Below are 14,245 nucleotides of genomic sequence, written 5' to 3'. Positions count from 1 at the left end.
CTAAATTTGCCCGAAATAAGATTACAACTATATAATATAATAAACCATTATTACGCTTATAAATAAATAACAATTGATATGTCATACAATTTACTAAAAGGAAAAAAGGGAATTATTTTTGGAGCATTGGACTCCAATTCTATTGCCTGGAAAACGGCAGAGCGCGTTCATGAAGAAGGTGGAACATTTGTATTAACAAATGCGCCAGTAGCTATGAGAATGGGCCAAATTAACGAGCTTGCCGAAAAAACGGGTTCTCAAATTATTCCTGCTGATGCGACTTCTATAGAAGACTTGGAAAATTTAGTAGAGAAATCTATGGAAATTCTAGGTGGAAAAATCGATTTCGTATTACATTCTATCGGCATGTCCATTAACGTTAGAAAAGGCAACCATTATACCAATCAAAATTATGACTTTACACAGAAAGGAACAGATGTTTCTGCTATGTCCTTTCATAAAGTAATGCAAACGCTTTATAAAGCCGATGCGATGAACGAATGGGGAAGTATTGTAGCTTTGTCTTATATGGCAGCACAACGTGTATTCCCAGATTACAATGATATGGCAGATAATAAGGCTTATTTGGAAAGTGTAGCCCGTAGTTTTGGCTATTTCTTTGGAAGAGATAAAAAGGTGAGAGTCAATACCATTTCGCAATCTCCTACGCCAACTACTGCAGGTAGTGGCGTAAAAGGTTTTGATGGTTTTATTGCTTATGCCGATAAAATGTCTCCACTTGGTAATGCAACAGCTTTAGATTGTGCTAATTACACTATATCTTTGTTTAGTGACTTGACTAAACGTGTTACATTACAAAACCTATTTCATGACGGTGGCTTTAGCAACATGGGCGTAAGTAGTGCCATAATGGAAACCTTTATGAACGAAAAGTAGTTTTTTATTTTATACAGTAAGTGAGCCACCCATAAAACGGTGGCTTTTTTGTTACATTTGTAATATGCAGTTAGAATTCTCATTTATTATTCCCGTATTCAATCGTCCAGACGAAATACAAGAGCTTTTACAGAGCTTTAGGGCAATGGATGCTGTTGTTCCTTTTGAAATAGTAATAGTGGAAGATGGGTCTACCATTTCGTCAAAAGCTATTGTCGAACAATTTAGCACAAGCTTAAATGTTTCTTATTATTTTAAACCCAATTCTGGACCAGGAGATTCTAGGAACTTTGGCATGCAAAAAGCAACGGGTAATTATTTTATTATTTTAGATAGTGATTGTTTACTTCCATGTTTTTATTTAAAGGAAGTTGTTAAAAGCTTAAACAAAGTGTATGTGGATTGTTTTGGTGGCCCAGATGCGGCACATCCTTCATTTTCAAACATTCAAAAAGCTATTAATTTTGCTATGACCTCTTTTATATCTACTGGCGGTATAAGAGGAAATAAAAAGAGTGTGAACGCATTCGAACCTAGAAGCTTTAACATGGGAATTTCAAAAGAAGCTTTTTTGGCATCAAAAGGATTTGGTACCATTCATCCCGGGGAAGATCCAGACCTTTCTATTCGTTTAAAAAACTTAGGGTTTAAGATTAAATTGATTCCAGAAGCTTTTGTGTACCATAAACGCCGTATTTCTTGGTCTAAATTTTATACACAAGTCTATAAATTTGGAATGGTTCGTCCCATTTTAAATACATGGCATCCTACAACAAAAAAAATAACCTATTGGTTCCCAACATTTTTTTGTATAGGGTTTGTAATGTCGGTACTATTGTTTTTTTTTGGTTTAAACGTTTTTTTAGCCTTATATTTATTATATTTCATCGTAGCTTTTTTACTCGCTTTATTTACGTCTAAACGCTTAGTTGTAGCAGTGTTATCTTTGTTTGCCATTAGCCTCCAGTTTATAGGCTATGGCTATGGATTTATAAAATCTACTTTGGCAATAGCCATCTTAAATAAAGATCCAGAACGCTATTTTCCTAAATTATTTTTTAAAAAGCAATGATAAAAATATTAAAGTCTAAAATAATAGCGGGGTTTAAGAGCAGAAGAATTAATGTGTTTTTGCTTTTTTTATTGATATCGTTTATTATTTTAATTTTCTCGAAACTTTCAAAACAGTACACCAACACCATTCCTTTTAACATACATAAAGTAAATGTGCCACCAGAAGCTGTTATTTTAAACGACTCTAATAGGGTATTACATATCACACTAAAAACTTATGGGTTTGGTTGGCTTAAGTATTATATAAAAAAACCAAACATTACAATAGATTTTGAATCTGATGTTTATAGAACGTCTTCCAAATTTGTGTGGTTTAAGTCTAAAGCCTATTTAAAAAACACCCAATTTGGAGATCAAGTAGAGTTGTTGAACTTAAAGCCCGATACATTAGTTTTTCGTTACGATGTTAATATGGTTAAAAAAGTGCCAATTGTACTAGACTCAGATATTAAGTATAGCCCAGGTTATGATGTTTTTGATAGTATTAAAACAGTGCCAGATTCTATAGCTGTTGTGGGAGCAAAAGAGTTTGTTTCTAAAATAAAAAATATTAAAACCAACGTGTTAAAGTTAAATGAAGTGAAAACAAATATTGATAAAGCCATATCACTAAAATTACCAAAAAACAATCAAGGTTTAAAATTTTCTAATGAAACCGTTAAAGTAAAAGCCCATGTTGAACGTTTTACAGAAGGAACTTTAAAAGTACCTGTCGATTTAGTAAATGTACCTGAAGGCTTGTCTTTAAATTTTTTCCCTAAAATTGTTCATGTTACCTATTATACCAGTTTAAATAATTTTAACACCATCAGTTCGAAGGATTTTAAAGTGGAATGCGATTATAATAAACTAACTCAAACACAATCGTTTCTAATTCCTCAGGTAGTGAAAGCTCCAGAAAATGTAAAAAATGTAAAAATACATCAGCAACACATTGAGTTTATAATAAAAGAATGATAATAGTTGGATTAACAGGCGGTATAGGGAGTGGGAAAACCACAGTAGCAAGAGCGTTTTCTGCACTAGGTGTTCCTGTTTATATTGCAGATGAAGAAGCAAAGAAACTTATGCAAAGCTCCAAAGAGATAAAGCAAGAGCTTGTTGCGCTTTTTGGTGAGCAAGCTTATAATGACCAAGGGCTCAATCGCTCTTTTTTAGCGGATATTATTTTTAAGGATAAGGCGTATTTAAAGAAAATGAACGCTATTGTACATCCAAGAGTGGCCAAACATTTCGAAAAATGGACATCAAAGCAAAAGGCTCCCTATGTGATTAAAGAGGTGGCTATTTTATTTGAAAATGGAGGGTATACGCTTTGCGATGTTATTATTACCGTAGTAGCTCCAAAAGATTTAAAGATTAAAAGATTGCTAAGTAGAGATAATACCACAGTGGAAAAGATTGAAGCTATTATGGCAAATCAATGGAATGATGATAAAAAAGTAGAGCTATCGCATTATGTTATTGAAAATATTGATTTTGAAAAGATAAAAATGCAAGTGCTTGAGGTGCATGGGCAAATTCTCGAGAAAATAAAATAAACTCTAAATTTTAACATTTTTGTTAATGTAAGGTTAAATGCCCATAACTCTAAATGTTAAAATGTTAAATTTGAACAATGAGCAAAAAAATATTTGTATTGTTGGTGATTCTCATGAGTTTATCGCTCATTGGAATTATATTTGTTCAAACCTATTATATTAATAATGCTGTTAAAAATTCGGATGAACGTTTTAATCACAATGTAAAAACAGCTTTAATTTATGTGTCAAATAGGATTGAAAAAGATGAATTGACATCCTATTACCAAGAGTTTCAGAATTTGGTAAAAGATAAAAAGGACGTAGATTCCGTTGCGGTTTCTCAGTTGTTTATATACCAACAAAACAACAATACAAAAGAAACGTTGATTTATAAAAATGGTGTTTTAGAAGAAAATTATAAATTATCTTCATCGCTCTTTGACATTGGTTTAGATAGTGTAGACTTTAAGAACATTATGAGTAGTTCTAAAACCGAAATCTACAAAAACATTGAATTTTCAGAAAAAAACATAGATCAAACCCCTATACTGAACATTCTTAACGATGGTCGTTTAATGGAGGCGCAAAAATTGAGCTTTGAAAAGAATTTTAAAGCCCTTTTAAAAATAAAGCCTATACATAAACGTGTTTCTAGTGAAGAAATTCAGTTTTTGCTAGCCCAAAAACTTGCAGAATCTGATATCGATATCGATTTTGAATTTGCGATTTACAGTAAAGATTTGGCAACCAAAGTACACAGTGATGGCTTTGATAATGATGAGTCCACCTTTAGTGTCCCTATGTTTTACGATGAAAACAATCAGAGTATCTATAGGTTGTTAGTGAATTTCCCTAAGGATAAAAGGTTTATTTTATCCTCAATAATAGGAATGATTGTGTTATCTATTGTTTTTACATCCATTATCGTTATCGCTTATACAAGCGCCCTTTATCAACTGGTAAAACAACGTAAAATTGCTGAAATAAAAACAGATTTCATCAATAATATGACGCATGAGTTTAAAACCCCTATTGCAACCATTAACCTAGCTTTAGACGCTATAAGGAACCCGAAAGTTATAGATGATAAGGAGAAGGTGCTAAGGTATTTAAGCATGATTAAAGATGAGAATAAAAGAATGCATGCTCAGGTAGAAAATGTATTGAGAATATCTAAACTAGAAAAAAACGAGCTCAATATCAGTAAAGATAAAGTAGAATTGCATGAGCTTATTGAAGAGGCTATCGCACATGTGGAATTGATTATTGAAGATAGACAAGGGGCAATAAAAACGTTCCTTAATGCAGAGAGAGATACTGTTTTGGCCAATGATACGCACTTTACCAACGTTATTGTAAATGTATTGGATAATGCCATAAAGTATTCACCAAATGCCCCTAAAATAGAAGTGCGTACAGAAAATATAGGAACAGAGATTTTATTGAAAATTAAAGATCATGGAGGCGGTATGAGTAAAGCTGCCCAAAAACGGGTGTTCGAAAAGTTTTATAGAGAACACTCTGGAAACATCCATAACGTTAAGGGACACGGCTTAGGCTTGTCATACGTTAAAAGAATAGTAGAAGACCATCAGGGTTATATAACAGTAGAAAGTGAAATTGAAAAAGGAAGTACCTTTACTATAAGGCTTCCGTTAATATCATAAACATGGAAGTACAAGACAAAAAGATTTTATTAGTAGAAGATGATCCGAATTTTGGAACGGTTCTCAAAGATTATTTAATGATGAATGATTATGACGTAACCCATGCCAAAAACGGAATGGAAGGTTTTGAGAAATTCAAAAAAGATGATTACGATTTATGCATTTTGGATGTCATGATGCCTTACAAAGATGGCTTTACATTAGCTAAAGAGATCCGGGAAAAGAATAAAGAAGTGCCTATTATTTTCTTAACTGCGAAAGCGATGAAAGAAGATGTTTTGAAAGGCTATAAGGTTGGGGCAGATGATTATTTAAATAAGCCTTTTGATAGTGAGGTTTTATTGATGAAGATTAAAGCCATTATTCAACGTAAGGCCACGGAAACCGTTTCAGATAGTAAGCAGTTTGAGTTTAAAATCGGAAATTTTGATTTGAATTCTAAATTGCGCTTCTTGAAATATAATGATGAGGATCCTATCAAATTGTCGCCAAAAGAAAATGAGCTTTTACGTTTATTGGCTTTACATGAAAATGACTTGATGCCTAGAGCTTTGGCACTAACAAAAATATGGAGAGACGATAACTATTTTACTTCTCGTAGTATGGATGTTTATATTGCTAAATTACGTAAATATCTAAAATTAGATGAGCGTGTTGAAATTCTTAATATTCACGGAGAAGGCTTTAGGTTGGTGGTAAATTCTTAAAGTATGGCATATTTATATAAAACAAAAAATCCAGCAAATAGCTGGATTTTTTTATGATATTTAAATTCTTTTATCGAGCCATTCTTTTAATTCATGAAAGTTTTGGGGGGCGACACCATGTCCAACAGGAAACTCAGAATACACGTGCTTAATGTTTAGATGGTTTAAAAATGGTGCCGTTTGTCTGGCCCAATCTACAGGGATTACTTGATCGACGCTACCATGGGAACAGTAAAAGTCTAAACCAGAATAATCTTGATCTTTTATGTTTTTAGGTAAAATCTCCTTATTAATATAGCCACTTAAAGCCAAAATGTGCTTTACTTTATTGGGATACGTTAAGGCCACACCGTAACTCAAGATACTGCCTTGGCTAAAGCCTAAAAGGCTCACGTTGTTTTTGTCTACAGGATAAGCTGCTGTGGCTTCATCAATAAACTTAGCTACCAAATCAAGCGACTGCTTAGCTTGTACATTGTCGTTCCACTTCCCTTGTTCCGCATCAAAATTAATAGCGTACCACGCATTGCCATAGGGCTGCATAGGGTAGGGGGCTTTTACCGAAATGATGAATAATTCTTTAGGTAACTCGCTTGCAAAAGAAAACAAATCGTTTTCATCGCTACCATAGCCATGGAGCATGATTAATAACGGTGCGTTTTCTGTAAGACTTGATTTACGAATAAGGTGTTGTAATGAAAGAGATGTGTTTGTCATATTATTTTCCTAAAGTTGAGAACCATTTTTGAAATAAATTGCCTAATGCGGGAACGACTTGAGCTTTTCCTGAAACAGCATTAATAAAACCATAAATAAATAGAATACCAAAAAATATCCAAAAACCTAAAGTAGCAAACCAGTTATCAAAGCCGCTTACAAGCCAGGCCAATATAAAATAGGTTAACCATAAGCCCAAGGCTTGTCTAATATGAAAGGCTGCAAAATTATTTTTTTTGTCATTGTTCATAAAGAGAGCGATAATCGTGCCTATAATGGTTAAATAACTTATTATGGCCAAGCCTTTGCCTTCTTCAGTGTCTTGTTCGGTCATGATACTTATTTTAAAACAATTTGATGATTTGCTATTATGCCGTAAACGGTTCCTTTTAAGGTTTCTCCTTCAAAAATAGCATTTTTAGATTTTGAAATAACATCCTTTAAAAGGAAAGTGGATGTGGAGTCTGGATTAAAAAGTGTGATGTTTAAAGGACTTCCAACCTGTATAGGGGCGCTTTCGATGCCAAAACGTGATTTTCCTTGGGTTAAGAGGGCAATGGTCTCGTTTAGAGAGAAAACGGATTGTAAAGCACCAAAGGCACTTTCTAGCCCAATAGTGCCATAAGCCGCATAATCAAACTCTACCTTTTTCTCTTCAATGTTTAATGGCGTATGGTCGCTGGTAACCATATCAATGGTACCATCTTTTACCCCATCAATTAAGGCGTCAATATCTGTTTGGGTGCGTAATGGGGGCAGTACTTTAAAGTGTGTATTAAAGTCGTGTAGTGCTTCGTCTGTAAAATATAAATTATGGATGGCAACACTGCATGTAACATCGAGTTGCTTCTTCTTTGCGGCTCTTATCAATGCTACAGACTCTGCTGTAGAAATGGTGGGAATATGCAATTTACCGCCAGTGTATTCCAATAAAAAGATATCACGTGCTACTTGTAAAGCTTCCGCTAAAGACGGGTTGCCTTTTAGGCCGAGCTTTGTGCTGGCAATATTTTCATTCATAACCCCTGATCCTGCAATTTTATTTTCTTGAGGAAAAGAATATACCAATCCGTTAAAATTGCTAGCATATTGCAAAGCGATTTTCATGAGATTGGGGTTTGAAATGGATTTTTTGTAATCTGAAAAAGCAACTGCACCTGCATTTTTCATATCGAACAGTTCTGCTAAATCAAGGCCTTTACTTTCTGTAGTAAGTGCTCCGACCGGTAAAAGTGTAACGGCATTGTTTTGCGATTTGGATAGTACAAAGCTAATATCTGCACTGGAATCTAGAACCGGATGGGTGTTTGCGTTCATGGCTACTGCAGTAAACCCAGAATAGGCCGCTGTTTTTAAACCGTTTTTAATGGTTTCACGTTCTTCAAAACCAGGCTCTCCAAAGCTTACGCTACTATCGAACCAACCTTGGGAAATATGGAGATTTTCAAGGTTTATTTCTTGTATGTTATGAGGGGGTTCTAAATTGCTGCCAATTTTTGAAATACTACCGTTTTCAATTAAAAGGTCTTGAGTGGTATTGTGAAACTCACTTTTCGTATCGATAATGGTTGCAGATTTTATAAGTATGTTCATTTAAAGTATTTTAAGATGAGCAATTCAATAAACAAGAAAGCCAGTGCAAAAATAGCAAACCATTTCCATAGGGCATGAACTTTTGTATTACTTTTTATGGTGTTAAATGTGTCTATAATGGAATGGTTAACTGTCATATTTTTTAAGCTGGTAAGCTCTTGATATAATAAGCGGTTTTCATTTCGATTATAATTATAACTGATGTTTTGAAGGGCTTCATCTTTATTTTTAATAGTGTAAATTCCAGCTAAAGCAGGTTCATTATGCGTTCTAATCGTTACTTTGTTATTAAAATACTGCTGTCTTGGAATTAGGTTGGTATTACTATTTACTAAAGAAATAATTGCGTCTTGTTGCAACTTCACCTTTACATCAAATACATTTTCGTGTCCGATGGTGTAAAATAACCTTGGGTTTTTAAAGCTGGCTTTACCAATATTATAAAACGTAGGTACAATTAATGGAGAATTTTTAAAGTTAGAGTTTTCTTTGTTTAAAGCTGCTGTTAATAAATACAACCCTTTATTTTCGAGTAAAAAGGGACTTTCGTCTTCAAAACTTAATGCAGTAGAAGTGTGCTTTGTCTTAGAACTGAAATAGGAATTCACTTTTGGATATTGAAAATTCTTAACCTGTTTTTCAAAAACATCCTGATTAAACAACGGATGTGAAAAATGAATGCTTGTAATGTGTTTTTCGCTTTCTGCAAGCTTACCAAGCTCGATATGGTATGGGGCAAGCAGTGTGTTGTAAGTTGTTAAATTGCCGTTTTTAGCAGGAATAACTAAGAGCAATCCACCTTGATCGGTCACGGTTTTTAAGGCAGCTATCAAACTGTTGGGTATGCTGCTTATTTCATTTAGAATAATTAAATCCTGTTGTTCTAAAGTGGCATAATTTAATTGAAGAAAAGGCGTAGCGGTATAATTAAACTCGTCTTCTGTATATATGCGCTTTAAAAAATCGTCATCAGCTTCGTTTATCGAAAGGACATTGGTCTTTTCAGGATTATTAATATTAAAGAATAAACTGTTATCAAATTGAAGTTGATTATCCTGAATCGTTAATGTACCATTTATGACTGTATTATTAGGTAAAGAAAACGTAGCTATAGTGTTTCTTTTTGCTGAAACGGAGGTTTTTGTTAGGAGTGTACCATTATCGAATAGCGAGATTGGCAGGTTTTCGATGTCTTTACCGCTATTGTTTATAATAACGCTCAATTCCGTATGAGTAGCGTTAGCTTTAGAAATATAAGCACTATCAATAGAAATATTATGTACGGTTTCTGGTTTTAATTGTACCGCTTGAATATGGATTAAGGAGTCTGGTTCTGGTTGAAATGCAGCATCTTGTTGTTGGAAGTCTGAGATGAAGATTATGTTTTTTAAACTACTGGCTTCTTTAAACAATGTTTTGGCTTTCAAATAAGCAGCGTTATAGCTTAGGGTATGTGGAGCATATGATATTTGCAATAGCTCATTTTTAATCGCTTTAATGGTTGTGTTTTTAAACAGGGCGTCATGGGTTAAAATCGAAACCGTTTCGTCTTCTGGAACCTGTGTGATAATGTCTTGAATAGCACGTTTTAAAAGCGGGCCTTGATTTCCTTTGGCCTCCATGCTAAAGGAATTGTCTAAATAGATAACCGTTTCTTTTTTCAGATTAAACGTATCCGAATTTGTACTAAAAGGCTGGGCAAAGGCTATAATTAAAAAGCTAAGAAGCAAGAGGCGGGTTGCTAAAATAAGCCACTTCTTTATTTGAGAACTTTTTCGGTGCTGGATTACTACATTTTTCAAAAACGCCACATTGGTAAACGCTTCCTTTTGAAATTTACGCAACTGAAAAAGGTGTACAATTATAGGAATTAGTAGTAGAAATAAAGCGTAAAGAAGTTCGGGGTGTTTAAACTGCATGCCTTTTTTAGATTTTTCAAACCTACGGAAAAAAATGGAATATTGAGAAACGAAAATAGAAAATTGAATAGAGAAAAGAAAGGAATATGGCAGATGGGTTTAGAAGCCATACTTAGAAGCTTTGTTTAAGCTCTAAGTTGGGTAAAGGCGTTCTAGACCATCAACAAAAGAAAACATAGTCGATTATCGGTTTCATTTGTAATGTATTTAAATATTCTGAAATATCTTTCTGTTCTGTTTTATTGGAAACGGTAATGATTATTTGCGAATTTTTAACTGTGGAAAGCGCTTCAAAAGGCTTTAATATTTTACCATAAATATCATGCCCTATTTTATTGGGATTATCACAAATCCATTCAAAAGAGAGGGTTTTATCAATTAATTTTTTAGCGGTAATCTTCCCTTTCTTTCCAGCGCCCCAAATTACCAAAGTTTTATTTGGATTATAATCTAAGTCAATAAAATAATCCAATTTTAAACTTAAAAAATGATTTTCGGCGTAGTTTTTATCGGTTCTAGAAGCTCGTGTACTGTAATCGCGCCATTTATGTATAACGGTATCGCTAGGAATGCATTGTATCTGCTGCTTATAAAATCGGAAGGCCAAATCGTAATCTTCAGGGTATCTGTTGGGATTAAAAGCATCGCAGGCAAATAAATCCTCTTTATAAACCATCCAACAGGGTGATGGAATGGCACATTCTTTATATAATTCAGAATAGTTGCTCCCAGTTTTTGTTAAGGTATTTAACCAATTTTCATATTGTTTATAACCGTCTTTAATCCCTTCTTTAGAAAAGTAATGAACGAGGCCTAATGCAATGTGTTGTCTTCCATGGGTGATTAAAGCATTGGCCATCACTTCCAGTTTATTTGGGTACATGATGTCGTCGCTATCCATTCGGGTCACAAATTCGCCACTGCTTTGGGATAAGGCTAATCGTAATGCATGGATAATACCGGGTTGGTTATTTTTAAACAGTTTAATTCGAGAGTCCTTTTTTCTAAAGGTATCCACAATTTTATAACTAAGATCCGTTGAGAAATCGTCAATAATCAATAGTTCCCAATTGGTATATGTCTGTTGTAAGATAGAATCGATGCATTCACCTATAAATAATTCGGTGTTTTTAAAAGGTGTTAAAATGCTTATTAATGGTTGCATTTTGCAAAGATAGTGATTCATCTTTTAACAAATTCTTATGAGGTCGGCCCATAACATAATCCTATTTTTGGATTCATTTGAAAAATTAAATTAAACCGTATGAAAACTAGAGTGTTAATAGCATTGTTTACAGGTGTTTTGTTGGTAAACTGTACTGCTATAAAAAATACAAACCAAGACTTAGCCACGGCAGTGCCCGTAGAAACGTCTATAAATTTAACAGCAGTAAAAGACGATAAACTGCCTGTTGTTATTAATCCTGGGCGTTTTGTTGATGAAACGGTAACTTATTATTTGCCCAGAGTGGTTCAAGGGACTTATTCGGTGAGTGATTTTGGTAAATATGTAGACGATTTTAAGGCTTTTGATTATCAGGGTAATGAAATGCTTACTAGTAAAAAAGATACCAATTCTTGGACTATTAAAAACGCGACCAAGCTGGATTATATTACGTATTATGTTAATGATACTTTTGATATAGAAGAAACAGGTGGTATAGGGGGCGAGCAGCCTTTTTCTCCAGCAGGAACAAACATAGAGCCCAATAATTATGTGCTTAATCTCCATGGTTTTATTGGTTATTTTGATGTGCTTAAGAACAATCAATATAAACTGGACATTACAGCACCTGCAGATTTTGTGAGAACTTCGGCACTTCAAGAGTCTGGAACAGAACTTAGTAAAGATGGTAAAACCATTACCACACATTATGTGGCTCCTAGATACTTTGATATTACCGATAACCCGATGATGTATGGGGTTTTTGATGTGGAAGAATTTCAAGTGGGGGATATTAAAATTGTATTGAGCGTTTATTCTCCAAATAAAATACACAGTGCCAAATCTTTAAAAGAAACTATTTTTAAAATGATGCAAGCTCAAAAGCAATATTTAGGAGATATTAATACGACCCCTCGGTATGATATTTTTCTCTATTTATCAGATGGTGCAGAAGATGCTCCAAAAGGGTTTGGAGCTTTAGAGCACCATACCAGTACTGTGGTGGTTATGCCAGAAGCTATGTCTGATGAAGCTCTTGCAGAAGGGATGATAGATGTGGTGTCTCATGAGTTTTTTCATATTGTAACGCCATTAAGTGTGCATTCTGATGATGTTCATTATTTTGATTACAATAACCCGACGTTTTCTAAACATTTATGGATGTATGAAGGTGTTACAGAATATTTCGCGACCTTATTTCAAGTGCATCAAAACTTAATTGATGAGAACACATTTTTCCAAAAAATAAATGAAAAAATTCAAGGAGCTTCCCAAATGGATGATACAATGAGTTTTACTGTGATGAGTGAAAATGTTCTAGATGAACCCTATGCATCGGAGTACTACAATGTCTATCAAAAAGGAGCCTTGATTGGAATGTGTATCGATATTTTAATACGAGAAGAAAGCAATGGGCATCGCGGAATTTTATCTTTGATGAAAGAACTGTCTATGAAATATGGCCAAAATAAACCTTTTGATGACGACCTTCTTATGGATGAAATTGTAGAAATGACGTATCCTTCTTTAAAGATATTTTTTGATAATCACGTAATAGGTGGCATTCCCATAAACTATAATACGTTTTTTGAAAAGGTGGGCTTGGAAATGGGGCAAGGTAAAGTTGAAACCAATTACATCCAAAATGGAGAGGCATTAATTGTGAGTGCCGACCATGAGAACGGTAGCCTGTATTTTAATAGTGCTGTTACCAATAATAGCTTTTGGACCGAGCAAGGTGTGTTGCCAAATGATATTATAAGATCTATAGATGGTACTGCGGTAAGCATAGAGAATGCCAATCAGGTTTTGCAAGAGGTATTTATGTGGGGCACGGGTAAGGATATTGAAGTGAAGGTGTTTCGATTAGGAAAAGTAATTACTATTAAAACAAAAACAACACAATCGTATACTTACGGCGAAATTTTACAGGCGAAACCAGATGCCACAGAAGCTCAAATCACTTTGCGAAAAGCATGGCTTAAAGGCTAAACTTTTAAAGCATTGTACAAATATTGGTTTTTTAAGAAGCCATTAAAAATAAAAACTTTTTTATTTGTACTTTCGCAAAAATGAAAATATAATATATGCCTCCTGTTGTTTTAGCCTTTTTTTTTAGCCTAAAATGAATAAAAAAAACAAAACAGGACGTTTAAAATATAACGATGAAATACGCAAGACTAACGAAAGAGCAGTTTGAAGAATTGCATCAAGAATTTATAAATTTTTTAGCGACACAATCTGTAACAGCAGATGAGTGGGCCAATTTAAAAGTGAATAAACCTGAAGTTGCAGAAATGGAACTGGATGTGTTTAGCGATTTAATTTGGGAAGGCGTGTTAAACAAAGCGAAATATTTAGAACACATTTCGCCACAGCATATGTATTTGTTTAAACTGAAAAAGAACCACATGCATGCTGTGGTGGTTAAGCTTAAAAATGATGTGGACATTACAACCAAAGAGGGGTACGCTTGGTTACGTGCTAACTTGATGGACGAAAATGTAGAGTTCTTACAAGCTGAAAAAGACTATTCAGACGATAAAAATTTAGATAAATTTAAAATGATTCAACAGGGCGCTGTCATTACTAAAGGCGATTTGTTTAAATACTTTCATAAATTGATAAATTAGATAGATTAAAGAGAATAGCGCTGTTTTGTCATTTCGACGGTAGGAAAAATTATATTTTATATTAAAGTTCCGAAATGGTTTGTGAACACGCTTCTAGTAATTATTGAAAACGTCTTACTTGTATAAGACTAAAAGGCATTTTTAAAATGAAATGAGATGTTTTTTCAATATTTTTTTATAACAGCTCAAAAATGTAGAATTAAGCAAAAGCATATAAAAGAATATTTATAAACGGAACTATTTTAATAATGAAGTGATTTAAACTTTTTTAAAAAAAAATGAGAAGGGTTGTGGATATTTGTGTTGCGAAACATAAATAACTAAATCACAACCCTATATGTACTCAGTAC

13 protein-coding genes are annotated in these 14,245 nt (G+C 33.8%); 8 read left to right on the top strand and 5 right to left on the bottom strand.

What is annotated here, in order from left to right; translation table 11 throughout:
* Positions 1–78: 78 nt before the first annotated feature.
* The 6 genes from ACFFU9_RS14155 to ACFFU9_RS14130 all read left to right on the top strand — a co-directional run bounded on the left by ACFFU9_RS14155 (position 79) and on the right by ACFFU9_RS14130 (position 5,868).
* Positions 79–897: an enoyl-ACP reductase FabI gene (locus tag ACFFU9_RS14155; protein ID WP_379862135.1), complete on the top strand. Its 819-nt coding sequence runs from the start codon at positions 79–81 to the stop codon at positions 895–897.
* A gap of 64 nt (positions 898–961) precedes the next feature.
* Positions 962–1,969, top strand: a complete 1,008-nt coding sequence (locus ACFFU9_RS14150) for a glycosyltransferase family 2 protein (RefSeq protein WP_379862134.1) — start codon at positions 962–964, stop codon at positions 1,967–1,969.
* Positions 1,966–2,928 (top strand): YbbR-like domain-containing protein, encoded by a 963-nt coding sequence (locus ACFFU9_RS14145; RefSeq protein ID WP_379862133.1) that lies wholly within the window; start codon positions 1,966–1,968, stop codon positions 2,926–2,928. The genes ACFFU9_RS14150 and ACFFU9_RS14145 overlap by 4 nt, the downstream gene beginning before the upstream one ends.
* Positions 2,925–3,512: a dephospho-CoA kinase gene (gene coaE / locus ACFFU9_RS14140; RefSeq protein ID WP_379862132.1), complete on the top strand. Its 588-nt coding sequence runs from the start codon at positions 2,925–2,927 to the stop codon at positions 3,510–3,512. The genes ACFFU9_RS14145 and coaE overlap by 4 nt, the downstream gene beginning before the upstream one ends.
* A 77-nt stretch (positions 3,513–3,589) precedes the next feature.
* Positions 3,590–5,161: a sensor histidine kinase gene (locus ACFFU9_RS14135; RefSeq protein ID WP_379862131.1), complete on the top strand. Its 1,572-nt coding sequence runs from the start codon at positions 3,590–3,592 to the stop codon at positions 5,159–5,161.
* Positions 5,162–5,163: 2 nt separating this feature from the next.
* Positions 5,164–5,868 (top strand): response regulator transcription factor, encoded by a 705-nt coding sequence (locus tag ACFFU9_RS14130; RefSeq protein ID WP_379862130.1) that lies wholly within the window; start codon positions 5,164–5,166, stop codon positions 5,866–5,868.
* A gap of 60 nt (positions 5,869–5,928) precedes the next feature.
* Here the strand turns inward: ACFFU9_RS14130 and ACFFU9_RS14125 are convergent, their stop codons facing one another.
* The 5 genes from ACFFU9_RS14125 to ACFFU9_RS14105 all read right to left on the bottom strand — a co-directional run bounded on the left by ACFFU9_RS14125 (position 5,929) and on the right by ACFFU9_RS14105 (position 11,283).
* Entirely contained in the window at positions 5,929–6,585 is a 657-nt protein-coding gene (locus ACFFU9_RS14125) for an alpha/beta hydrolase (RefSeq protein WP_379862129.1), read from the bottom strand.
* A 1-nt stretch (position 6,586) separates the two neighbouring features.
* Positions 6,587–6,919, bottom strand: a complete 333-nt coding sequence (locus tag ACFFU9_RS14120) for a hypothetical protein (RefSeq protein WP_379862128.1) — start codon at positions 6,917–6,919, stop codon at positions 6,587–6,589.
* A gap of 5 nt (positions 6,920–6,924) precedes the next feature.
* Entirely contained in the window at positions 6,925–8,178 is a 1,254-nt protein-coding gene (locus tag ACFFU9_RS14115; protein ID WP_379862127.1) for a dihydroorotase, read from the bottom strand.
* Positions 8,175–10,097 (bottom strand): BatA domain-containing protein, encoded by a 1,923-nt coding sequence (locus ACFFU9_RS14110; protein ID WP_379862126.1) that lies wholly within the window; start codon positions 10,095–10,097, stop codon positions 8,175–8,177. Before ACFFU9_RS14110 ends, ACFFU9_RS14115 begins: the two co-directional genes overlap by 4 nt.
* Before the next feature lie 160 nt (positions 10,098–10,257).
* A complete protein-coding gene (locus ACFFU9_RS14105; RefSeq protein WP_379862125.1) occupies positions 10,258–11,283 on the bottom strand; it encodes a glycosyltransferase in 1,026 nt (341 codons plus the stop codon).
* 78 nt (positions 11,284–11,361) lie between these two features.
* Between ACFFU9_RS14105 and ACFFU9_RS14100 the strand changes: the two genes are divergently transcribed.
* Both ACFFU9_RS14100 and ACFFU9_RS14095 read left to right on the top strand, forming a co-directional pair.
* On the top strand, positions 11,362–13,254 hold the full coding sequence (locus ACFFU9_RS14100) for a M61 family metallopeptidase (protein ID WP_379862124.1): 1,893 nt from the start codon (positions 11,362–11,364) through the stop codon (positions 13,252–13,254).
* 173 nt (positions 13,255–13,427) lie between these two features.
* A complete protein-coding gene (locus tag ACFFU9_RS14095) occupies positions 13,428–13,895 on the top strand; it encodes a DUF6495 family protein (protein WP_379862123.1) in 468 nt (155 codons plus the stop codon).
* Positions 13,896–14,245 lie beyond the last annotated feature (350 nt).

Source organism: Mariniflexile ostreae (assembly GCF_042427585.1).
GTDB classification, from domain to species: Bacteria; Bacteroidota; Bacteroidia; order Flavobacteriales; family Flavobacteriaceae; genus Pseudalgibacter; species Pseudalgibacter ostreae.
This window is presented reverse-complemented; position numbering and strand designations above follow the sequence as displayed.